Annotated in this window: 21 protein-coding genes and 2 pseudogenes; 19 read left to right on the top strand and 4 right to left on the bottom strand. The window is 60.8% G+C overall.

The window, feature by feature from the left end; translation table 11 throughout:
- Nucleotides 1-264: 264 nt before the first annotated feature.
- Both NKJ73_RS21650 and NKJ73_RS21645 read right to left on the bottom strand, forming a co-directional pair.
- A complete protein-coding gene (locus NKJ73_RS21650; RefSeq protein WP_352455517.1) occupies nucleotides 265-3,690 on the bottom strand; it encodes an acyl-[ACP]--phospholipid O-acyltransferase in 3,426 nt (1,141 codons plus the stop codon).
- A 122-nt stretch (nucleotides 3,691-3,812) separates the two neighbouring features.
- The gene (locus NKJ73_RS21645) at nucleotides 3,813-4,208 is read right to left on the bottom strand and encodes a hypothetical protein (protein WP_352455518.1); all 396 of its coding nucleotides are present in this window, start codon (nucleotides 4,206-4,208) and stop codon (nucleotides 3,813-3,815) included.
- A gap of 490 nt (nucleotides 4,209-4,698) precedes the next feature.
- On the opposite strand from NKJ73_RS21645, the gene NKJ73_RS21640 reads away from it, so the two are divergent.
- On the top strand, nucleotides 4,699-4,881 hold the full coding sequence (locus NKJ73_RS21640; protein WP_023679139.1) for a hypothetical protein: 183 nt from the start codon (nucleotides 4,699-4,701) through the stop codon (nucleotides 4,879-4,881).
- Between the two features lie 110 nt (nucleotides 4,882-4,991).
- Here NKJ73_RS21640 and NKJ73_RS21635 read toward each other — a convergent pair whose 3' ends face one another.
- Nucleotides 4,992-5,639 carry a helix-turn-helix domain-containing protein gene (locus NKJ73_RS21635; protein ID WP_352455519.1) on the bottom strand — a complete coding sequence of 216 codons (648 nt, stop codon included), beginning with the start codon at nucleotides 5,637-5,639 and terminating at the stop codon, nucleotides 4,992-4,994.
- Between the two features lie 318 nt (nucleotides 5,640-5,957).
- On the opposite strand from NKJ73_RS21635, the gene NKJ73_RS21630 reads away from it, so the two are divergent.
- The 3 genes from NKJ73_RS21630 to NKJ73_RS21620 all read left to right on the top strand — a co-directional run bounded on the left by NKJ73_RS21630 (nucleotide 5,958) and on the right by NKJ73_RS21620 (nucleotide 6,879).
- The gene (locus NKJ73_RS21630) at nucleotides 5,958-6,095 is read left to right on the top strand and encodes a hypothetical protein (protein ID WP_352455520.1); all 138 of its coding nucleotides are present in this window, start codon (nucleotides 5,958-5,960) and stop codon (nucleotides 6,093-6,095) included.
- Nucleotides 6,085-6,216, top strand: a complete 132-nt coding sequence (locus NKJ73_RS21625) for a hypothetical protein (protein ID WP_352455521.1) — start codon at nucleotides 6,085-6,087, stop codon at nucleotides 6,214-6,216. The genes NKJ73_RS21630 and NKJ73_RS21625 overlap by 11 nt, the downstream gene beginning before the upstream one ends.
- A 276-nt stretch (nucleotides 6,217-6,492) precedes the next feature.
- A complete protein-coding gene (locus NKJ73_RS21620) occupies nucleotides 6,493-6,879 on the top strand; it encodes a hypothetical protein (protein WP_352455522.1) in 387 nt (128 codons plus the stop codon).
- 73 nt (nucleotides 6,880-6,952) lie between these two features.
- On the opposite strand, the gene NKJ73_RS21615 is transcribed toward NKJ73_RS21620, so the two are convergent.
- A complete protein-coding gene (locus tag NKJ73_RS21615) occupies nucleotides 6,953-7,849 on the bottom strand; it encodes a LysR family transcriptional regulator (RefSeq protein ID WP_352455523.1) in 897 nt (298 codons plus the stop codon).
- Between the two features lie 79 nt (nucleotides 7,850-7,928).
- Between NKJ73_RS21615 and NKJ73_RS21610 the strand changes: the two genes are divergently transcribed.
- The 15 genes and pseudogenes from NKJ73_RS21610 (at nucleotide 7,929) to NKJ73_RS21540 (ending at nucleotide 22,343) form a co-directional block, all read left to right on the top strand.
- Complete coding sequence (locus tag NKJ73_RS21610) at nucleotides 7,929-9,143, top strand: trans-sulfuration enzyme family protein (protein WP_352455524.1); 1,215 nt, start codon at nucleotides 7,929-7,931, stop codon at nucleotides 9,141-9,143.
- Complete coding sequence (locus NKJ73_RS21605) at nucleotides 9,088-10,206, top strand: transporter substrate-binding domain-containing protein (RefSeq protein WP_352455525.1); 1,119 nt, start codon at nucleotides 9,088-9,090, stop codon at nucleotides 10,204-10,206. Before NKJ73_RS21610 ends, NKJ73_RS21605 begins: the two co-directional genes overlap by 56 nt.
- 68 nt (nucleotides 10,207-10,274) lie before the next feature.
- Nucleotides 10,275-11,390, top strand: a complete 1,116-nt coding sequence (locus NKJ73_RS21600; RefSeq protein WP_352570959.1) for an amino acid ABC transporter permease — start codon at nucleotides 10,275-10,277, stop codon at nucleotides 11,388-11,390.
- Nucleotides 11,391-11,393: 3 nt separating this feature from the next.
- Complete coding sequence (locus tag NKJ73_RS21595) at nucleotides 11,394-12,485, top strand: amino acid ABC transporter permease (protein ID WP_352455527.1); 1,092 nt, start codon at nucleotides 11,394-11,396, stop codon at nucleotides 12,483-12,485.
- A gap of 44 nt (nucleotides 12,486-12,529) precedes the next feature.
- Nucleotides 12,530-13,280 (top strand): annotated as a pseudogene (locus tag NKJ73_RS21590) (amino acid ABC transporter ATP-binding protein).
- 275 nt (nucleotides 13,281-13,555) lie between these two features.
- A complete protein-coding gene (locus NKJ73_RS21585) occupies nucleotides 13,556-14,530 on the top strand; it encodes an FAD-dependent monooxygenase (protein ID WP_352455529.1) in 975 nt (324 codons plus the stop codon).
- 434 nt (nucleotides 14,531-14,964) lie between these two features.
- Nucleotides 14,965-15,324: pseudogene (locus tag NKJ73_RS21580) on the top strand (YqaA family protein).
- 44 nt (nucleotides 15,325-15,368) lie between these two features.
- Nucleotides 15,369-15,929, top strand: coding sequence for a hypothetical protein (locus tag NKJ73_RS21575; protein ID WP_352455530.1), 561 nt, complete (start codon nucleotides 15,369-15,371; stop codon nucleotides 15,927-15,929).
- Between the two features lie 88 nt (nucleotides 15,930-16,017).
- On the top strand, nucleotides 16,018-16,251 hold the full coding sequence (locus NKJ73_RS21570) for a hypothetical protein (RefSeq protein ID WP_352455531.1): 234 nt from the start codon (nucleotides 16,018-16,020) through the stop codon (nucleotides 16,249-16,251).
- Nucleotides 16,248-17,705 carry a TolC family protein gene (locus tag NKJ73_RS21565; protein WP_352570957.1) on the top strand — a complete coding sequence of 486 codons (1,458 nt, stop codon included), beginning with the start codon at nucleotides 16,248-16,250 and terminating at the stop codon, nucleotides 17,703-17,705. Before NKJ73_RS21570 ends, NKJ73_RS21565 begins: the two co-directional genes overlap by 4 nt.
- A gap of 16 nt (nucleotides 17,706-17,721) precedes the next feature.
- Nucleotides 17,722-19,080, top strand: a complete 1,359-nt coding sequence (locus tag NKJ73_RS21560; protein WP_352570956.1) for a multicopper oxidase family protein — start codon at nucleotides 17,722-17,724, stop codon at nucleotides 19,078-19,080.
- 41 nt (nucleotides 19,081-19,121) lie between these two features.
- Nucleotides 19,122-19,610: a cupredoxin domain-containing protein gene (locus NKJ73_RS21555; protein ID WP_352455534.1), complete on the top strand. Its 489-nt coding sequence runs from the start codon at nucleotides 19,122-19,124 to the stop codon at nucleotides 19,608-19,610.
- A gap of 25 nt (nucleotides 19,611-19,635) precedes the next feature.
- Complete coding sequence (locus NKJ73_RS21550; RefSeq protein ID WP_352455535.1) at nucleotides 19,636-19,920, top strand: copper-binding protein; 285 nt, start codon at nucleotides 19,636-19,638, stop codon at nucleotides 19,918-19,920.
- A 397-nt stretch (nucleotides 19,921-20,317) separates the two neighbouring features.
- On the top strand, nucleotides 20,318-20,995 hold the full coding sequence (locus NKJ73_RS21545) for a response regulator (protein WP_352455536.1): 678 nt from the start codon (nucleotides 20,318-20,320) through the stop codon (nucleotides 20,993-20,995).
- Complete coding sequence (locus tag NKJ73_RS21540) at nucleotides 20,982-22,343, top strand: sensor histidine kinase (protein WP_352455537.1); 1,362 nt, start codon at nucleotides 20,982-20,984, stop codon at nucleotides 22,341-22,343. The genes NKJ73_RS21545 and NKJ73_RS21540 overlap by 14 nt, the downstream gene beginning before the upstream one ends.
- The last annotated feature ends 118 nt before the right edge of the window (nucleotides 22,344-22,461 follow it).

Raw genomic sequence — 22,461 nt, 5'->3', positions numbered from 1 at the left:
GGGAGTCATGCTCGGTCCTTTCTCGGCAGAGAGCGGGCAACAAGCCGAAGGCGTTCATAAAGAGTCCAGAACTGCTCGTGCTGAGTTCGGCGATCGTCATAGTTATATGTTTAAGATTCCAAGGGTCAGACAGAGACGGCTGCCGCGCATCCGGTGATTTTCGGGACCTAATGAAGTATCGGCGTTACCTACGCGGGCGGCAACTGGATGGGACTGCGCGGGAGAGCGGGCCAGCTTGGTTCGTCGGCCGTTGGTAGGACGTGCTCAAGCGGCGTTAATCTTCATCTCTGCGCCGAGCACCATCTTTGTCACGGCGGCGAAGTCGAGCTTCCCGGAGCCGAGGACGGGCACTTTCGCAACGACGCGCACTCCGGCGGGCACCATCAGGTCCATGGCGCCGTTGGCCTTAGCGAAGGCCAGGAATTCGGCACGCGTGGCGTTGACGGCCTCGGTGATGAGGATCAGCTTTTCGCCCTTGCGCGCATCTGGCACGGCGGCGACCGCCGAGAGCGAGCCTTTCCACAATTCGCCCGCCAGCGCCTCGACGGCGGCCATCGAGATCATCTCGCCACCGATCTTGGCAAAGCGCTTGGCACGGCCTCGAATGGTGATGAAGCCGACATCGTCGACGGCGACGACGTCGCCGGTGTCATGCCAGCCGTCTTCGAGCGGTTCGAGCACGCCCGGCTTCTCGGCGCGCAGATAGCCTGCCATGACGTTGGGCCCACGCACGAACAGCCGTCCGCCATCCTCGACGCCAGGCACCGGATCCAGGCGATACTCCATACCCGGCATGATTTTGCCGACGCTGCCGGACCGGTTGTACATCGGCGTGTTGATGGAGATCACCGGCGCGGTTTCGGTCACGCCGTAGCCTTCGAGGATGCGCAGGCCGAACTTTTCCATATAGATCGCGCGCGTCGAAGGCTTGACCGGTTCCGCGCCGGCAAAGCAGTAGCGCACTGACCGGAAGTCGTAGGGGTGTGCGGTGCGGGCATAGCCGGCAAGGAACGTATCGGTGCCGAAGATGATCGTTGCGTTCGAGGCGTAAACCAACTCCGGCACGATCCGGTAGTGCAGCGGCGAGGGGTAGAAATAGACCGGCACGCCCGAGATCAGCGGCAGCACCGTGCCCGCCGTCATGCCGAAGGAATGGAAGATCGGCAGCACATTGAAGACCTTGTCGCCCGAGTGGAAGTCGATACGCGAGGCGGCCTGGGCGGCATTGGCCAGGATGTTGCGGTGGGTGAGCACCACGCCCTTGGGCGTGCCTTCGGACCCCGAGGTGAACAGGATCACCGCCGGATCTTCAGACTTGCGGGCGACCCGGGGTGCGCTCTTGCGCAGAAGGCCGAGCAGCTTGTGCCTGAGGCCAATGGTGGCCCGCAGATCATCGAGCCAGACGATGTCGACCGATCGGCCGAGTTCCTCGACCACGGCGCCGAGTTTCGCTTGTTCGACAAAGGCGCGCGAGGTCAGCACGGTGCGCACCTCGGCGGCTTTGCAAGCGGAGAGGATGTTAGCTGCACCGGCAGTGAAGTTCATCATCGCCGGAACCTTGCCGGCCGACATAACGCCGAGCAGCGTCGCACAGGCGCCATTAGCGTTGGGCAGCATGATGCCGAGCGTCTGCTGGCCGGCATAGAGTTTCTTGAATTTCTCGCCAAGCACGGCGGCGGCTGTCAGCAGCTTGCCGTAACTCAGCGAACCGGTGACCGGGTCCTGAACGGCCAGTTGCTTCATGCCGCGTTCGTTCGCCGTCTGGATGATCTTCTCCAGCACAGTCTTGTCGATGTCCTGGGTGCGGAAGACGAGGTCCGACATGACCTGGTAGAGGGCAGCGCCCGCCGCGGCGCGGCGCTTCCGGCCCTTCAGATCCTGCAGTACTTCAAGTTTGACGGGCTCCAGAATGGTCACCTTGACCTTCGGGAACAGCCGGCGGCGAATATGCAGCGAGGTCAGCCGCGAAAAATAGCTCTTCTCCAGCCCGTCGATGCGCACGGGCACGACCATCGAGCCGGTCTTGTCGGCCACCATGGCGGCGCCGTCATAGACCTTCATGAGGCCGCCGGTGACGGTGATCCGCCCTTCGGGGAAGATGACCAGCGGATCGCCGCCTTGCACGATCTTGATCAGCGTGCGGGTCGACATCGGCTTGGCTGGATTGAGCGGCAGCGCACGGGCGAGCTTGAGGAAAGGCTTCATCCACCAGGCCTTGGCGATAGTGTGGTCGATGGCAAAGACGGGCTCTTCCTCGGTCAGCGTCAGGGCCAGCGGACCGTCGAGGAAACTGACATGGTTGAGCGCCAGGATGGGTGCCGGGCCGGCCGCCTTGAGGTTTTCCAGCCCCTCCACCTCCAGACGATGGAAGGCTCGGAACAGAATGGAAACGAAATCGCGGAAGGCGTTTGTCGGAAGGTATCTCAGCATCAGCGAGGCGGCGACCACGTTGAGTGCGGCGAGGCCGAACAGGATACCTCCAGTGGAGACGCCCGCTGCTTGAATCGCGGCGACAAGTATGCCGCCCACCGTCATGAAGCCTGCATTGACGATGCTCACGGCGGCGACGACGCGAGCGCGGCTGGCTTCGGGCGCCCAGGCTTGCACTGCGGCGAAGGTCGGCACGACAAGAAAGGCGCTGGCAATAGCCATGCCGGCAAGGTCGATCGCAACATGGACCGTGTTTGGCCCGGCGAAGAATATTGCGAGCGTTTCGGCCCTGGGCGAGGGCTGCATGCTCCAGATGGTCCAGGCCAGGTCCAAGCCGAATAGTGCCATCAACGCCGTGCCAACCGGGGCTGGCAAGAGCACGATGCGGCCCTGCGACATCCATGCGGCTATGGCAGAGCCAATCGCGATCGAGACGGCGAACACCGCGAGATAGGCGGTGACAGCGATTTCTCCGCCACCGAGCGAATCCTTGACCAACGTAGGCAGGATCGAAAGGACAATGGCCCCGATAAGCCAGAACCACGACGTCATCAGTCCGGCGCGCCAGATCCGCTTGTCGGCACGCAAGCCGTTGACCTGTCGCCACGTCGAGCGAAAGATGTTCCGGTCTATGACGAGGTCGGGTGCAGCAGAACCGGTTGACGGAATGTATCGGCTGACAAACCAGCAACCGATGGCGAGGATCATCATCATCGGCCCGAAGACCGAGACGCCTATGCCATCGGCCGAGACGACGCCTCCGGCGATAGTGCCGCCGAGGATGGCGGCGAAGGTTGCCGATTCGATCCAGGCATTGGCGCGGGGCAATTCCTTGCGCTCGAGATGATCCGGCAGGATGCCGTACTTGATCGGTCCGAACAGTGCCGAGATGATGCCGAACATGAGCAACGCCATCATCAGCACCGGGATCGACGACAGCGCGATCCCAACGACAGCGACAGCCGCAGCGGCGATCTCGGTGAATTTCAGCCGACGGGCGATGAGCGCCTTGTCGAACCGGTCGGCGATCTCGCCACCAAGGGCGGACAGGAGCAGGAAAGGAGCCATGAAGACGGCACCCGCCAGGGTGACCAGTGATGCCGCCTTGTCCGCCGCCAGGGTGAACAGAATAAGGAAAACCAGCGTGTTCTTGAGGAAATTGTCGTTGAAGGCGGACAGGAACTGCGTCCAGAAGAGAGGCGCAAAACGCCGTGAAGTCATCAGATGACTGTTCGTGGGGTTGTTCGTGACGATTTCCATAGCGGCGACTTCCATTGGGCAGACCGTTGAAGATCCTGGTCGGATCGATCCGCGGTCTTGCGCGGTTTGAGCCTTTTTGTAGTGGGAACCCGATTACGCTTCGTTACTGCGGCTCACATTGATCAGCAGCTTTCGGTGTTGCCGGTTGATGAAGCGGCTTGCCTCTTTCGCGTCTCGCGGTGTCTTGGTGATGGTTCGAGGTATCCACGAGCCTGGTCGCGGCCATCGGGCAGAACCCCTTGGCGGCTATGCTTGCCCCATGAAATTGATGCGGCCGTCATCATCCAGGCGGCGATAGCGAAAGTGGGCGTGGTCAACGTTTGCAGGCGCTTGAACCCTTGGGAGCATAGCTGTTGGAGGTCATCGATATTGTCTTTTGGTTTCAGGGTGAGGTTGCGCCGGCGTTGGTCTGTTTCCGGGTTCGATACAATCAGCCGGTCTTGCGACAGTCTTTCGCAGCCGGTCGAGGACGGCGTCAGTGAGCCGGCTCGCTTCATCGGCATGAGCGGTGACGGCATACGTCATCAAAGCAATAAGACTGCCCGCATCCTCACCCCGTCGTTTGGTCGAAAGTAAGGTGGGACAATCAGAGTGCGCAAACTTGTCATTACTGATACTGCGCTTCACCCCAGCTTTTAGCGTGCGCCCTTCGGCATATGCGTGGTTCACCATTCCTTCACTTTATTAGCGCACGTTCATATGCGGACATGTTGGTGTAGCTTGTACGTGCCCAAAGCCCCGGCGCATCGACCCAGCGCTGGGGCTTTTTTGTCCGCCTGGTAATCCGCATGTTCCCCAGACAGGGGCGTGAACTGCGCAGTCGCCCTTGAAGGTGAGTTCGCCGCTGTGGTGTCCTCTTGCATCGACCAAGCTCAAGGCAACGCCATCGACTTGAGCCTAGCTGTGCGTGTTTCGACATTTCGACGTCGCGGTGTCGGATTATTTGCATGCAAACCAGTTTTACGACGCTATCCTCCCATCCTCAACGGACCATTCTGGGAGGAACGCATGGCTGCGCATGAGCAACATGCCGTTGAAATCATTAGGGACAAAGAGTGGTCGGTTCGCGTGACGGTCAACGGCACCACCACCACGGTCCCTTTTACATCTGAGAGCTACGCGCGTTCGTTTGCAGACGGTCAGGCGTTCCGACTGGGCGTTCAGGTCGCGGAGATCAAGAAGGCGGCCTAGCTGCGCGCTTGCCCCAAGGCCGCATGGCGATTGAAGCCCGAGTGACCAAAGTCGGTCGAAAAAGCGGCAACGCTTACGGTCTGCCACGCGCGGCAAGTGACCAAGTAGCCTCACTCGCTCATGGCATGAAGCACGTCGTGCTTGATGATCTCGATGCTGCGCAGATTGAGCAGGCGGATGACGCCTTTGTCCTTCAGCCGGGTGAAAACCCGCGACACGGTTTCGATGGTGAGGCCGAGATAATCGCCGATATCCATGCGCGACATCGGCAGTTCGACCTGTCGCAAGCCGCCCTGCCGCTCCGCCATGTCGACCAGGAACGCGGCGACGCGTTCGATGGCATTCTGACGGCCGAGAACCAAGAGATGTTCCTGCGCTCTCGTCAGGCCCTTGAGAGCCAACGGCAGCAGCTGACGGGAGAGATCCGCACCAGTGGCAAAGCGGAAGACGCGGACACCCACGGCGTTGATGGCTTCGGCGAAAAAATGATGGGTGGTGTCGGCTTCGAAACCGAATGTCTCTCCGGCCAGATGGAAGGCACTTATCTGCCTGCGACCGTCCGCAAGCAGGCGGTAAACACGCACGGCGCCAAACTCGACCTGATAGAAGGCTCCGGCCTTTTCACCTTGCGCATAGATTTCCGAACCGCAGCGAAAGAAGCTGACCGGCTGTAGCAGTGTCGGATCGAATGCCGTAGGCAGGCTCGACTGTAAGCCGTGCGACGGCAGTGAAATTCTGGAGGTCGATTGGGCGTGCATGGCTGTTTCCCGGTTGATCCGTAGCACAGCAATCGCGCGAATCAGCAGGTCGCGAAATTCGGTTCTATCCCTACGGGAAACTACCTAGTGCTTGGCTGGGAAAGCGGTGAAGGCCGGCAGCGTGCCTACGCGGCGCTCGCCTTCTCGGGAACTTGCGCATGCTTCTGCCGACTTGTGCCGCATTGAAATTGTCGGAGCACGCAATCATCAGCGTCGGTCGACAGCCATCATACTGGCAGACTGGCAACGGAAACGCGGTTTCGACAGGTCGGCAACCGGGCCGAAATCCGCCGTCTGCAATCGCGACTGAAATCACTGGTGAGGATGCAGGAGTGGGCAAACGAAAGCCAGATCGCCAAGATCGGAATCAGAGCCGTCGACATCATCGACGTCGACATGGCTCGCATTCAGATGATCTTCCCGGCTAAGCCCGACGAGGCGACCGGTGGGCGCTGAAGCCAACGGCTTTCGCTGGTCGCCGTCGTCGCAAGGCACTTGGCAGCGCCATCTTAACGAGGCCCGGACAATGGTGGACGAACGGGTGATGAAAGCCATCACCGTCGAGGACGCCTCGTGAGCCGCGCCGAAAGGGATCGCAATTCTTCGAAGTTATGGAGTTTTTCGGGAATGGCGATCCTTTCTTTGGTGGCGAGGCCGAGGGACAATTGATTGAACAGTTCGCGAGATGCCGATTCGCGCAGTCGCGCCAGCTATGCTCTGGCTGCAACGCATCCAACGTTACCATCCATCCTGACATGAACGCGCCGGCAGTCATGCTACTGTGGAAGCGCAGCTGGCCGATCCTACGACATCGTTCTGGCAGCCTGCCATGAAGTGAAGAGGAGAGTTCACCATGTCCAGAATGAATCGCCGCGCCTTGCTTCTCAACGCCGCCAGCGCCGTTGTCGCCTCGACGGTTGCGGCATCGGCTTTCGCCACAAAGCCGCGACGGGAGGACCGGGAACCGTCCCGCGATCTGCGGGCGCTGATCAATGCGCACAAGGCAGCGTACGCGGCATTCGGCAAGGCGATCCACGAAATGGGCGGCAGTAACCGCGACCACGACAGAGCCAGCCGGGCTGAGAAAAGGGCGCTGCTGGCTGTATGCGCCTATCCTGCGGTCAGGGAAGGTGATCGCCGGTCCAAGGCCCGATATCTTTTGAAGATCGAGGCGCGCGGTGAGCTCGACTTGGCAGAGCATATGCAAGCTCTTCTCCGCTCGACGATGGGGGAGGGATAGGACCGGGATTGCGTGTCCTGCTTCTCGTCGATGGCATTCGTGTGCAGCTAGAACCAGGCGTCGAGCCAGTTGCCTAGGCCTCGCTCGATAGCATATTGCGAGCGGCATAGAGTTCGCCAATGAAGTCGGTGATCAAAGTCGAATTGATGCCGTCCGGCGGGCGCAGGAGTAGCGCGCGGAAATTGACGGCTGGCTCGAATGGCCTGGCCAAAATACCGCCGATCATGCCGTCCGCAATGACGGAGGGATTGACCAAGCCGATTCCCATGCCCTTCGCTGCAAGGATAGCGATGGTCAGGCCGTAGGGCGTTTCGATCAGGATGCGCGGCCGTACCCCATGCGCGGCCAGGATCTTGTCCATCGCGAGCCGAGCCGTATCTTCCGGCGACAATGCCAGGAAGGCCTCGTCGGCGAGATCGGCCGGCGTGATTATCTGCTTCCGCGCCAGCCGGTGGTTCTTCGGCATTACACAGACGGCGCGCGGCGTGGTGAAGATGCTGTGCAGCACGCCGCTGGTATCGACCTCGTCGGCCGCGAGCCCGATGTCGAAACTGCCAGAGGCCACCAGGTCGCGCACGATATTGGAGGTGCGGACCTGATAGCTGATTCGCACCTGCGGATGCCGGCGTGAGAACGCTACGATGGCGCGCGGTACCAGCCCATGCCCGAGTGCCGACAGGCAGGCGACGCGGATGGTACCGGTTCCGACCTCCTTGATCTGGGCCGCCCGCAGCTTGAGCCGGTCGAGCCCGACCAGGTTGGCCTTTACCTCGGCATGGAACAACTCCCCTTCGCGTGTCGGCACCAGCCTGCCACGAATGCGGTCGAAAAGCCTGAAGCCGAGTTCGGCCTCTAGCTTGGCTAGCGAACGGCTGATGGCCGGCTGTGAGGTATCCAGCAGCGCGGCCGCCGCGCCGGCGCCGCGCGTGATCATGATCGCGTTGAAGACATCGATGTCGCGCAGGTTCATAGTCAGCCCATATCAAAAGCGAATTAACTTTATCGCTGCGGTCATAGATGGCAATGGGTGAGCCGGCTAAGCTGCGCCTATGAACCGACGCGATGACACTTCACATGTCCATCCTCCCAAGCGCTCCGAGGAACCGTTCCAGGCGGTGGCGATGCCGGTCGAGCGAGCCTCGACCGTGGTCTTTGACGATCTGGAATCGTTCGAGCTTCGCGTCGAGCGTCTGTACGACGGGTTCAGCTACGGACTTTACGGCACACCGACCAGCCGGCAGCTCGAAGATCATATCGCCGTGTTGGAATGCGGATCGCGGGCTCTCGTCGTCCCGTCGGGCATGGCGGCCATGACGCTGGCGACCATGGCTGTCTGCCGTGGCGGCGAAAGCGTTCTGATCCCGGAGACGCTCTATGGCCCGGCGCGCGACATGGCCGAGCGTTTTCTCGGCCCACTCGGGATCGAGGCGGTTTCCTACGATCCACGGCTGGACGCAAGTATCGCGGCCATGATCGACGGCAGAACGCGGCTGGTCTGGGCAGAATCGCCTGGCTCAGCCACCTTCGAAGTTCAGGATGTGCCAGCCATCACGGCCGCGGCCCACAAGGCCGGCGCGCTCGTTGCGGCCGACAACACCTGGGCCTCGCATCTGCTGTTCAAGCCGCTCGCTCATGGCGTCGACATCTCGATGCAGGCGCTTTCCAAACACGCCGGCGGCCACGGCGACCTCTTGATGGGCTCGCTCGCAGTGCATGACCATGCCCTGTTCCGGCGCCTAAAGGATACAGCGCGTTTCCTTGGCTATGGCGTCTCGCCCGAGGATTGCGCGCTGTGCGAGCGCGGCCTGATGACGATGCCGGTGCGCATGCGCCACGCCGACGGTACAGCGCGCAAGATTGTCGCCTGGCTGTCGGGGCGCCCGGAAGTCGCGCAGATCTTGCATCCTGCGGAGCCTGGCCATCCCGGCCACGCGGTCTGGAAGCGTGACTTCGCCGGATCGGCGGGCGTGTTCTCCTTCGTGCTGCGGCCGGAACTGGCGCCACTGCAATCCGATGTTCTGCGCAGCCTGCGGCTGTTCAGGCTCGGCGCAAGCTGGGGCGGCGTGCATTCGCTGATTGCCGTCAGCGATCCCCGCAAGGGCCGCGCCAGCCTCGACTGGCTGAAGCCCGGCCCGGTCTGGCGCCTGTCGATCGGCCTTGAGGCGCTCGAAGATCTTCTGGCCGACCTTTCTCAGGCCTTCGAACTTTTTGCTGAAGCCCGGCGCAACGGAACCGCCGCGGCCGACGTCAACGCCGCAGAATGACGACAACTCAACGACAAGGGGAATGATTATGAAACATCAAGGTCTGAAATGGCTCACGGGTCTGGCGATAGGATTGGCCAGCCTGACTACGGGCGCCGTGGACGCCAGCGCGCAGGCGGTAATCAACAAGATCAAGGAGCGCGGCTATGTCAGCTGCGGCGCCAGCCAGGGCGTGCCCGGTCTATCCCGGCCGGACGAGAAGGGGTATTATCGCGGGTTCGATTCCGACATCTGCCGCACTTTCGCGGTCGCCATCCTCGGCGACAGAGACAAGATCCGTTACGTGCCCCTTAACGCAGGCCAGCGTTTTGCTGCGCTACAGACTGGGGAAATCGACGTTCTGTCGCGCACATCCACCATCACCTACAGTCGTGATACGGTTGTCCGCTTCGTCTGGATCAATCTCTACGACACGGACGGCATGCTCGTGCGCAAGGCCGATAACATCACCGAGCCCAAACTGCTGGACGGAAAGACCGTCTGCCTGCAAGGCGGTGGCAGCCTGACCGAGAAAGCGATCGAGGAAACCGAGGAAGAGTTCGGGATCGCGATGGAGAAAGTCTATTACGACTCGACCGTTCAAGCGCGCGACGCCTTCTTTGGCGGCCGCTGCGATTCCTACGTCACCGACGGCACCGCGGCAGCAGGACAGCGTGCCTCGGTGGCCAAGAACCCGGACGACTACGACATCATCCGAGTCGGCAGGGCCGCCGAACCCAATGGAGTCGCGGTCGCCCGCGGTGACGATCAGCTTTTCGACGTCGTGCGTTGGACACTCAATGCGCTGTTCTGGGCCGAGGCCAACGGCATCACCTCGCAAAACGTCGATGAAAAGCTTGCCTCGGGCAGTCCGGAAGTCAAACGCGTGCTGGGTGAGGAGCCCGGTTTCGGCAAGCCGCTCGGATTGGACGACAAGTGGGCCTACAACGTCATCAAACAAATGGGCAACTACGCCGAGATCTGGGATCGCAATCTCGGCAAGGACAGCCCACTGAAGGTCGAGCGCGGCCTGAACGCGTTGTGGAAGGACGGCGGCCTCAACTATCCTTTCCCTTGGGATTGAGCTGCACATGAAGGGGACGCGCCCGCCGTTCCCTTTCCCTGCCAACGCCGCGAACCGTCGAGGTCGAAATGCTGAGCGACGCCAGGACCAGATCGATCATCATCCAGTGTGCCCTGGTGGCCGTGGCTGCCGCCTTCGCTGCCCTGCTCGTCAGCACGACTTTCGCCAATCTCAGGGCACGCGGCATCCCGATCGGCTTCGATTTCCTGACGATGCCGTCAAGGATCGTCATCTCCGAAGCAATCCTCACTTACAAGTCGCGGGACCCCTATTACTGGGCGATCGCGACCGGGCTCGCCAATACGGTCTTCATCTCCGCGCTCGTCATCGTCTTTTCATCCGCGCTCGGCCTCGTCGTCGGCATCACCCGGCTGAGCAGCAATCCCCTGGCGGCGGGCACCTGCCGCGTATGGGTGGAGGTTGCACGCAATTCACCGCCGATCGTGCTTCTGATCTTTCTCTACTCGCTGTGGTGGAAGGTGCTGCCGCCGGTCGGCGAAGCGCTCAATCCGCTGCCAGGCGTTTACGCCTCCATGCGCGGCTTTGTGGTGCCGGCCGTCAGCATGGACGTCGCCACCGCGGGATTGCTCGTCATTGCTCTCGCTCTGGCACTGGCGGCCGCTGGCTGGGCGGCGGCGAGAAGAGGATGGCTGCCACCGCTGACCGCGCCGGCGATCCTCGCGGTTGGCATTGCCGGGCTCTGGCTTGCCGATGCGAAGTTCTCCGTCGACTGGCCGACCTTCACTGGGTCGAACTTCAAAGGCGGCAAGGACCTGACGCCCGAACTCAGCACCATCCTCATCGGGCTGACCATCTACACCACCGGCTTCGTCGCCGAGATCGTGCGTGGCGGCGTGCTTTCGGTCGGCCGCGGTCAGTGGGATGCAGGTCATTCGCTCGGCCTGCCACGCGGCAAAATATTGCGTCTGATCATCATCCCGCAGATGCTGCGGGTGATCGTCCCGCCGCTCAACAGCCAATACATCAACGTCGTCAAGAATTCGACGCTGGCGATCGCGGTCGGCTATCCGGACTTCCTTGCGGTCATGAACACCATCATCAGCAAGTCCAGCCATTCGATCGAGGGCGTGTTCATCATCCTCGGCGTCTATCTCGCCCTCAACCTGAGCCTCTCGAGCGCGGCCAATTGGTACAACCGTCGCATCGCCATCGTGGAGCGCTGAACCATGAAGGCCCTGTCTCTTCCCCTTCCGGCCGAGCCAATGCCAGGACAGATCCGCTTCGGCGCTTTGCGGCGGTCAGCCATGCTCCTGTTCGGCACGCCACTCAATGCCGTCCTGACGCTGTTGTTCGGCGTTCTGCTCGTCGCCACGGTACCGCCGATGCTGCGCTGGCTGGTAATCGACGCCGTGCTGTTCGACCCCAGTCCACGCGCGTGCCGGGTGGCCGCCGGAGCGTGCTGGAGCTTCATCTATGCCAAGTCCGGGCAGTTGCTGTTCGGCATCTATCCGCTCGACGAACGCTGGCGCCCCGCCATCGTCTGCGTGCTTATCCTGGCGCTGCTTGCCTGGTCGGTGCGGCCCGCCAGCTGGGCGCCGCGGCTGGCAGCGCTCTGGATGGCGGCGCTCGTCTTGATCTTCTGGCTGATGGCCGGCGGTTTCGGCCTAGCCGAGGTTCCGACCTCGTCCTGGGGCGGCCTGCCGGTGACACTCATCCTCACCGTCGTTGCGATTGGCGTCGCCTTCCCCGTCGGCATCCTCCTGGCGCTGGCCAGGCGCTCGACCATGCCCATGATACGCATCGGCGCTGTGGTCCTGATAGAATCGGTGCGCGGACTACCGCTCTTGTCCATCCTGTTCGTGGCATCGATCATGATGCCGCTGTTCCTGCCCGAGGCCCTCTTGCCTGACAAGTTCGTGCGCGCGCTGGTCGCCCTCACCATCTTCGCCGCGGCTTATCTCGCCGAGGTGATCCGCGGCGGCCTGCAGGCCATTCCGAATGGCCAGTACGAGGCCGCGGCTGCGGTTGGCCTGCCCTTCTGGCGCACTCAATATCTGGTGATCCTGCCGCAGGCGATCCGGGTGGCGATCCCGGCGCTGGCCAACACGATCATCGTCATGATCAAGAACACCAGCCTTGTCCTGGTGGTCGGCCTGTTCGACCTGATCAGCTCCGGTAAAGCGGCGCTGGCCGACCCGGACTGGCCATCGCCAGCGGCCGAGACGTTCCTGTTTATCGGGGCGATCTTCTTCGCACTCTCATTCTCATTCGCCCGCTTCGCCGACTTCCTGGAGCGGCGCGGCCCAACCGCTCACTAGGAAATGTTGTGATGTTGTCGTCCGCCGCCAAGCGCGTTCCGCCCATGACCGATCCCAATGATCCGCCGGCAATCGAAATGACCGGGATGAACAAGTGGTACGGGAACTTCCATGTGCTGAAGGACATCGACTTGACAGTCCTTCGCGGCGAAAAGCTGGTGATCTGCGGGCCCTCGGGCTCGGGCAAGTCGACCATGATCCGTTGCATTAACCGGCTGGAGGAGCACCAGCAGGGACAGATCGTCGTCGACGGCGTCGAACTCACCAATGATTTGAAGAAGATAGACCTAATTCGCCGCGACATCGGCATGGTGTTCCAGCATTTCAACCTGTTCCCGCACCTAACCATTCTGGAGAACCTGACGCTGGCGCCGATCTGGGTGCGCAGGATGCGGCGCGCACAAGCCGAGCAGACCGCCATGCATTATCTGGAACGGGTGAAGATTCCGGACCAGGCGCACAAATATCCCGGCCAGCTTTCAGGCGGTCAGCAGCAGCGGGTTGCGATCGCGCGTGCGCTCTGTATGAGCCCGAAAATCATGCTCTTCGACGAGCCGACGTCGGCACTCGATCCGGAAATGGTCAAAGAAGTGCTCGACACGATGGTCGCGCTGGCTGGGGGATGGCATGACCATGCTGTGTGTCACGCACGAGATGGGATTTGCCCGCCAGGTCGCCGACCGCGTCGTCTTCATGGACCAGGGCGAGATCGTTGAGATGAACACGCCCTCGGAATTCTTCTCGCATCCGCGTCACCGGCGCAGCAAACTGTTCCTTGCCCAGATCCTGAACTAGCTCGATCGCATAGAGAGAGTTCATCAGCTACGGATCAATGAGCCACCTCTCCGAGATCCCGCACCAAAATGCCCGTGGCAGCGGACCGGCAATGGATCGCCCGCCCTTTGACCATGCCCTGGCAATCTCGAGCACATCTAGAGCCTGGCTCGGCCCGGCAGAACTCACTTCGAGCGAAATTGGAGAAAGCGTGTGGCGTGTTTCACCTGCCTTTCGCCGGGAACAATTTGATGTCGCAAAGTGTTCCCGCGTGAAGAAGGCGAAGGACCGTGAACATGCGCGCAGTCATCATTGGCGCAGGAATCGCCGGACTTGCAGTTGCCAAGGGACTGCGACTCCTCGGATGGGAGACCGAGATTTACGAGCAGGCGAGCGAACTAAAGCCTCTGGGTACGGGCCTCAGTCTTAGCGCTAATGCGCTTCGTGCCCTTCGTGTGCTCGGGCTCTACGAAACGGTTGTTGCCGAGGCGCAGCCGATACACAGACTCGATCTTCTCGACGACGAAGGACAAGTCCTTCAATCGACGGATTTTCAGCGCTTCAGCCAGCGATATGGTCACCTCAGTATGGCCGTGCTGCACCGCGGCGATCTCCATCGGGCGCTTCTTACGGAGCTGCCGCGCTCTGTTATTCGCACCGACATGGAATGCGTGGATGCCCGCCAGGTCGGCGAGAAAATCGTCCTGCACTTCGCGGATGGGGAGATAGTGGAAAGCGAGCTGGTGCTCGCTTGCGATGGCATTCACTCCGCTGTTCGTAGGGCATTCTTTCCAAAGTCGCGCGAGCATTTCGCCCGCTACGCCTGCTGGCGCGCCATCTCGCCCGGTCTCCCCCAGGGAATGGACCCTGCGCGTCTTACCGAGAGCTGGGGGGCCGGCAAACGCATCGGGCTGGCCGCGATTCCCGGCGAAAGGGTCTACTGGTTTGCGTGCTGCGGGGCCGAGCGCCTACACGATCCCAAGCTGGCTCAGGCCGATCTTGCCGGAGTGAAGGCGATGTTTTCCGGCTTTCACGATCCCGTCCCTGAGGTCCTCGATCGGACACCGGCGGACTCGCTGATCTGGACGGATATACTTGATCTCGATCCGATACCCTCGTTTACGCGCGGAAATGCGGTTTTGCTTGGCGACGCCGCGCATGCCGTGACACCCGATCTAGGGCAAGGAGGTGGACTTGCCATGGAAGACGCGGCAGGTTCTTACAGCGTTGTTCGGACGGCTTCCGGCCGACGAGGCCCTCCGCGAATATGACAAGCGCCGCCTCGACAGGGCACGTAGGGTCGCGGCTGAATCACGCCTCTATGCCAAAGTCGCGCAATGGCAGAACCCGCTTGTCGTCCCTCTTCGCAACTTCCTGGTAAAGAGCATACCGGAGCGTTTCATGGATCAGCAGCTCGACGCGGTTCTCGATGTCACGTTTGAACCCGTGAGGTCCGTCGCCTAACGCGGCGATTTGGCGGCAGCACGTCGCCCGGGCAGTCTTCGGCACGGGCCGCCTGATCCCTGCCTATGGTCCTGACAGGCTCGCGCAGTTTTTCCGGATGCTCTTGACCTTCCAGCAGCTGGAAAGAGTATCTCTCTCGTATCAAATACGAGGAGACACGAATGAACATTGGAGCTGCCTCCGAAAAGTCCGGGCTGCCGCCGAAGACGATTCGTTTGCTGTTGCCTTCGCTGCGGCGACGATCCTTCCGTCGCAGTCGGAGGCCGCCCTTGCGGGACTCCCTCTCGCCGGCAATGCTGATTTTTCTCGCCAGCATGGGCAACGTCCTGGGTTCTGCGGCAAACTGGGGGCTTGGTCGAGGGATTGAACGCTTGCGGGATAGGCCCTGGTTTCCCCTGCGTCCTGCGACGCTCAACCGCGCAACGAACTGGTATTGCCGTTATGGAAGATGGTCGCTCTTGTTGAGCAGGATGCGATCATCGGCGATCCGCTGAGCGTGGTCGCTGGGGTTTTGCGCGAGTGGAGCTTTGTCGTAATCGTCGCTCTCGCGAAGGTCTCGCGTTATTTGGTTGTTGCCGGAGCGGTGCTGAGCCTGACGTAAAACCGAAATCGCCGACATCGCAGCGCGGTTGCGTTCATTTGGGCATGAGCCATAAACAGGCCATACAAAAATGTATGAAAAATATTGTGGCGCATGGCGGCTTCGAGCCATACCGTTCTTGCAACGATCCTCACTTTTGGTTGCACTGCAGCAAACTGGTTGAAGGCGGCCTTGACAAATCAGCCGAACAATTGTGGGAAGGGCCGATGAGGACTGTTGGTCGAATCGCGATCCTAGGAAGCGTACCGCTCCGCGCTCTGCTGGCGGTCGTATTCCTGGTCATGTCGGCGCTTCAGCCTGGTCTATTCGCCACAGCCAATGCCACGGGTTTTCACGCCAGCGCGGATCTGCAAGCCGAGACACCTGCACACGACATGAGCCATCACGGCGCCACGGTGAATGAGGCGGATACGTCGGAGCATCAGCACGGCGACAAGCAATCCGCCGACAAGAGCTGTGAAGTGCATTGCGCGCCGGCACATGCGGTGCCAGTCGATTGTCCCGAGTTGGAGCATGTGATCTCCCGCTGCTTTGCGCCCGTCATTGCCGTCACTTTGCCGCTCGGCGAATATAAAGCGCTGATTAGACCCCCAAGATACATCTGAACTGACGCCTCTTTTGAGGGCGTTCGCGCGCAGCGTTGGGAATTCGCTCCCGCGCGGCCAAATGCACACGTCAAGATTCAGGTCTACAATGAAAATCGCAAGCTCCGCGATGCTCGCATCGCTGTTAGTTGCCGGATGCGCGGCAACCACGCCGCCAGACATCCTTCCAGTCTTCAATCCGGCCGATCCCGCAATGGGCGTCCGTGATGCGCGTCACCACCCGGCCGTCGTCGACTATAACCGTCGGGAGCCGGTCGATCCGAAGAATTGGCGGCGTCTTAATGAAGAACTCTCTCCCGCGAACCCGGGGGCCGGATCATGACGCGCCGGTTACTGACCATAGCTGCGGTATTGACTGTCCCGCTGATTGCCAGCGGATGCGTGTCCAGCGGGACCCTTGATGGCATCTCGGCCCCCGTGGCCGGCTTCACGACAGTCGCGGCGCGTGCCGAAGCCGTAACCGGCAACCAAACGGTGTGGGTTCAGTCCAGCGATGAAGCGCGGACGGTCTCGGAGCACGTGAAGCGCCTGGTCCAGAAGGAGACAATCGGTCCAGACACCGCGGTGCAGGTCGCCTTGCTCAACAATAAAGGCCTGCAGGCCGCCTACGCCGAGATCGGCCTGTCGGCGGCCGACATGTGGCAGGAATCGATGCTCGTCAATCCGACGATCTCGGTCGGCATGATCGGCGTCGATCCTGTGCGGACGATCGAAGGAGCGGTGGTCAGCAACATTCTTGCCATGGCGACGCACAAGCGGCGCGTTGCGGTCGCGGATGCCCGTTTCCGTCAGGCCCAGCTCCGCGCCGCCGAGGAAACGCTACGGCTGGCCGCGGACACGCGGCGGGCCTGGATCAACGCTGTCTCGGCCCGTGAGAGCGTTTCCTATTTGAACAAGGCGCAGGCTGCCGCCGATGCTGCTTCTGAACTCGCGCAAAAACTCGGCGAGACGGGTGCCTTCACAAAGACCGGGCAAGCCCGCGAGCACGTTTTTTATGCCGAGATCACCGGTCAGGCGGCGGAGACGCGGCTTGCGGCACGGACCGCCAAGGAAGAGCTCACCCGGCTGATGGGTCTATGGGGACCGGATGTCGATTACTCAATCCCCAACATGCTTCCAGCCCTGCCCAAAGGCGCCAAGGCCAAACGCGCGATCGAGGCGGAGGCGCTAAAAAATCGCGTCGACCTCGAGATCGCGAAACTTGAGCTGGAAGCTCTGGCGAAATCCTACGGTCTGACCGAGGCAACGCGCTATGTCAGCGACCTGGAACTACTTTCCGGCGTGGAGGTGGAACGCGAGGATACGGAGGAGGGCGGAACCGAGACGAGTGTCTCACCCACTCTCGAACTCGAGTTCGTCATTCCGATCTTCGACACCGGCAAGGCGCGCATTCGCAAGGCCGAGCTTGCCTACATGCAAGCCGCAAACCGGATCGCGGAAAGGGCCGTCAATATCCGGTCAGAGGCTAGATCCGCCTATGATGCCTACCGTTCGACCTACGACATTGCCCGGCACTATCGGAACAATGTTGTGCCGCTGCGCACAAAAATCGAGGCGGAAACGGTCCTCACCTACAACGGCATGATCACCAACACGTTCGAGCTGCTGGCGGACACACGCGCGAAAATCAGCTCGATCATGCTTTCCCTCAATGCCAAGCGCAATTTCTGGCTGGCCGACGTCAATCTCGGAACCGCCATCCACGGTGGCGGCACAGGCTCATCTGGAGCCGGCGATGCACCGGCCCCAGCCGAAGCGGGCGCCGAAGGCCACTGAACTCAAGGAGAACAAAATGCTTTCAAGACGTCAGTTGCTAGGCGCGGGAGCCCTGCTCGCAGGCGCCACTGCATGGACCAAAACATCCGCAATGGGGCTGCCCGACGCTCCGCTCATGGACTCTCCAGACATGCAGCCTCCGATTGTCCCGACGAGCGGACCTGACTACCAACCGGTCGTGACGCTCAACGGCTGGACACTCCCTCATCGCTTGAACAACGGTGTGAAGGAGTTCCACCTCGTGGCCGAGCCGGTCGAGCGCGAAATGTCGCCCGGCATGACCGCCTATCTCTGGGGTTACAACGGCCAGTCCCCCGGCCCGACCATAGAAGCGGTTGAAGGCGACCGCGTCCGCATCTTCGTAACAAACAAGCTGCCGGAGCACACGACGATCCACTGGCACGGCATGATCCTGCCCAACGGCATGGACGGCGTCGGTGGCCTCACCCAGCCGCACATCCAGCCTGGCAAGACCTTCGTCTACGAGTTCGACCTCGTGAAGAGCGGCACCTTCATGTACCATCCTCATGCCGACGAGATGGTCCAGATGGCCATGGGCATGATGGGCTTCTTCGTGATCCATCCCAAGGACCCGAAATACATGCGGGTCGACCGGGATTTCGTCTTCCTGCTGAATGCCTACGACATCGAACCGGGATCCTACGTCCCTAAGGTCATGGAGATGACCGACTTCAACCTGTGGTGTTGGAATAGCCGCATTTTTCCGGGAGTCAGTCCCCTGGTAGTGTCAAAGAGCGACAGGGTGCGGGTGAGGGTCGGCAATCTGACCATGACCAATCACCCGATCCACATGCATGGCTATGACTTCGAAGTGACCTGCACCGATGGCGGCTGGGTTCGCCCCGAGGCACGCTGGCCGGAGGTGTCGATCGACATTCCGGTCGGAGCGATGCGCGCCTATGAGTTTGAAGCCAAGTATGAGGGCGACTGGGCGATCCACTGCCACAAATCGCACCACACGATGAACGCCATGGGACACGATGTGCCGACCTTCATCGGTGTCGACAAGACAAAGGTGACCGACAAGATCCGAAAGGTTCAGCCCGACTATATGCCGATGGGCAATCGCGGCATGGCCGATATGGGCGAAATGGAAATGCCGCTGCCCGACAACACCATCAAGATGATGGATGGCTGGGGGCAATTCGGCCCCATCGAGATGGGTTCCATGTTCTCAGTCGTCAAGGTTCGCGAGGGGCTCGCCTCGAACGACTACACCGATCCTGGCTGGTACCAGCACCCCGCGGGAACCGTGGCCTATGAGTGGAAGCGGGATGTCCCCGCTCCGACGAAGTCAGGCGACGCAAGAACTATGGCCCCGGCAGCGCACGGTGGTCACGGCAAACAGGGATGAGAACCGAACCTCGCAACCTCAACAATGAGAGAAAGTGCAGCATGAAACGTATGATCGTAGCGGCCGTTTTGACGGCGCTCAGTTCCGGAGCCGCTCTTGCCGGTGGAAGCCACGCCGGAGGCCATGGCGGTAAAGCCGCCACCATGCCGATCGGCAACCCTGGCGAGGCGAGCAAGGCAAAGCGGACTATCAACATCTCGATGTCGGAGAAGGACGATGGAAAAATGTTGTTCCAGCCGGCCGTCCTCAAGGTGAGGAAGGGCGAGACCGTTCGCCTGAAGTTCGTCAACAAAGGCCAAGTCGACCACGAGTTCGTCATGGACGTCCATGAGGGGATCATGGAGCACAAGGCGCTGATGGAGAAGTTCCCCGAGATGGAGCACGCCGATCCCAACGCGATCCGGCTGGCGCCCGGCGCCAGAGGCGAGATCATCTGGACGTTCGCCAATGCCGGCGAATTCGGTTTCGGCTGCCTTGTGCCGGGTCACTACGATTCCGGCATGAAGGGCGACATCAGCGTCGCCAACTGAATTCGAAAACACAAAGGAAGCAGTCATGACACTATTGGTAAAGACACTCTCAACGCTCGCGCTCGTTCTCGCCATCGGCGGGAGCGCGCTTGCGCAGGAATACGTGAAGGGCGAAGTCATCAAGGTCGACGCCAAACAGCAGAAGCTGACGATTAAGCATGGGCCGCTGACCAATCTCGACATGCCAGCGATGACGATGGTGTTCGTCGTCGCCGAGCAGGGCCTGCTCGACAAGGTCAAAACGGGTCAGGCGATCGAGTTCACAGCCGATCGCGTCAACGGACGCATCACGGTCACCGGTATCAAGTAACCCGGCCAGCGTCGCGGGGTGAAAACCAATCCGAAGCGCAACTGACCGCTCTCGCAAGCGATCCCGGCGCGATCGCTTGCGAGGTGATGAGCGCCGCGGATCAGCCTTGTGCTGGATTTGCGGCACAATGAAGGGATACGCCAAATGACGCTACAAGTGGTCAATAGTCGTGAAAGCTGCAAGGCGCTTTCGCTTGCAAACCGTGTTGTCGATCCAGTCTATGGATGTTGAGACAGCAAAACCCACTACCTAGCTGATGGAAAACTGCGTCACCGACCAATGGCGCCGAGCCAGGCAAGGCCCCACTGAGACATCGCTTCGTCCGCATCGCTGACAGAAGCAAAGGATAAAAGGTCATCAACGCTTGGCGCGCCAGGCCAGATGAGAGATTGCTATTATGAAAATTCTTCTAGTCGAAGACGACGAACAAATCAGCCGTTACGTCGAAAATGGACTGAGCTCTTCCGGCCATGTGGTCGATGTCCTGACAGACGGGCGCGATGCTTTGCTTGTCGGACTGCGCGAGCCCTATGACGTCGCAATTGTGGATCGGATGCTGCCAGGCCTCGATGGTTTGTCGCTCGTGCGGGGTCTTCGAGGCGCCGGCGGAAAGGTCCCAGTGATCTTCCTGACGGCGGTGGGCGGTGTCAACGATCGAGTTGAGGGATTGGAGGCAGGTGCGGACGATTACTTGATCAAGCCCTTTGCATTCTCCGAACTCCTGGCTCGGATCAATGCTCTGCAAAGGCGCCCTCCGATCACCCCCGAAAAGGCAAAGCTGAAGGTGGCTGATCTGGAACTGGATCTCTTCAGCCGCCTCGCCACCCGCGGCGGAACGACGATCGAGTTGCTCCCTCGGGAATTCGCGCTGCTTGAACTCCTCATGCGTAACGAGGGCCGCATACTGACGAAGACCATGCTCCTTGAGCGGATCTGGAACTTCAACTTCGACCCGCAAAGCACCGTGGTGGAAACCCATATCAGCCGACTGCGGGCGAAGATCGACAGACCATTCGATGTTCCGCTCCTGCGCAATACACGCAATACCGGCTACTCCATCCATGGCCAACGCTAGTATCGCCAGAAGTACGTCCATCCGACTCGCCGCGTTCTACATCTCCCTGTTTCTGCTCTCGTTTCTGGGAGCCAATTTCGTCGCTTACAACATGGTCGCCGCCTACCTTTACGAGCGGCTGGATTCCCATGTGATGGAGCGATTCCGGGAGATTTCTTTCGCTTATGACGCGAACGGTGTCGATGGCGCTGCTGCCATGATCCGAAGCCATGGTCCGGCAATCAGGGGACAGGAGACGCTTTACGCACTGAAGGATCCCGAAGGCGGCTTCCTGGCTGGCAACATTGATGTTTCCACTGTGCCGCCCGGATTTTCCACGCGCGCACCGACAAGCCACGAGGCGGCGCCCAATAACTACAGGCTCTACCGGAAGAACCTGGACGGCTACGACCTGACCGTCGGGGTAAGCTATGACGACACAAATCGCTTGCGCAGCATTGCGCTTATCAGCTTCGGCTGGGCAACGGCGATCGTGCTTGCTGGAGGTCTCGGCGCGGGCGCAGTTTTGGCGTTCCGCACGCGACGGCGCATCGCCAGACTCTCGGATGCGATGAAGTCCGTTGGCGCCGGCGATCTCGCTACCCGCTTGCCGGTCTCCTTACGCACCGATGACATCGACGTGCTGGCAACTGAGGTCAACGTCGCGCTGGCACAGCTACAGGCTAGTGTCGCGGCGATGACGCAGGTAACGACCGACATCGCTCACGACCTCAAGACGCCGGTCGGCCGGCTGTTTCTAACGCTTGAGGCTGCTTCCGAAAGCAAAGACCAAACGACCACGAGATCCCTTGTCGAAAAAGCGATGAGCGAAGTCTCGCATATAGCAGGCACCTTCGAGGGCTTGCTGCGCATCTCGCAGATCGAGTCCGGCGCCCGCCGTTCTCGATTTGCGAAGGTGAACATTTCGGAACTGGTCGCCGAAATCTACGATATCTATAGTCACATCGTGGAAGACGCCGAGCGTTCGCTGGTTCAGTCCAATGACAGCCGAAACACGGCCTCATTTATATGGGGCGATGCCGATCTGCTGAAGCAGATGTGCGTGAACCTTATCGTCAACGCAATGCGCCACACACAACGAGGATCTCGGATTGCGATCGGTGTCACGACGCAGGCGAATCGCTGCGCAATCGTCGTCAGCGACAACGGACCGGGCATCCCGGCGGCGGAGCGGCAGAAGGTGTTCAAACGCTTCTATCGCTTAGAAAAGAGCCGGACCACCGAAGGGACAGGGCTCGGCCTCAGCCTGGTCAAGGCGATATCGGACATGCATGGCGCGACAATTTCCCTGAAGGACAATAGCCCCGGCTTAATTGTGGAAACAGAGTTCCCCCGTAACCATAATTGAGATCAGTCACTTAGACGGATGTTCATATCACTTGAGACGAAATTATAAAAAAGGCAAACCAGCCGGCAGTGCTGCCAGCTGGTTTGCCCTGCACTGGCTCCGTGGGAAGATGCGGAAC

This window comes from Mesorhizobium sp. M0074 (assembly GCF_040322975.1).
Classification (GTDB): domain Bacteria; phylum Pseudomonadota; class Alphaproteobacteria; order Rhizobiales; family Rhizobiaceae; genus Mesorhizobium.
The sequence above is the reverse complement of the archived record's forward strand: the minus strand, read 5'-3'. Positions and strand labels throughout refer to the sequence as shown.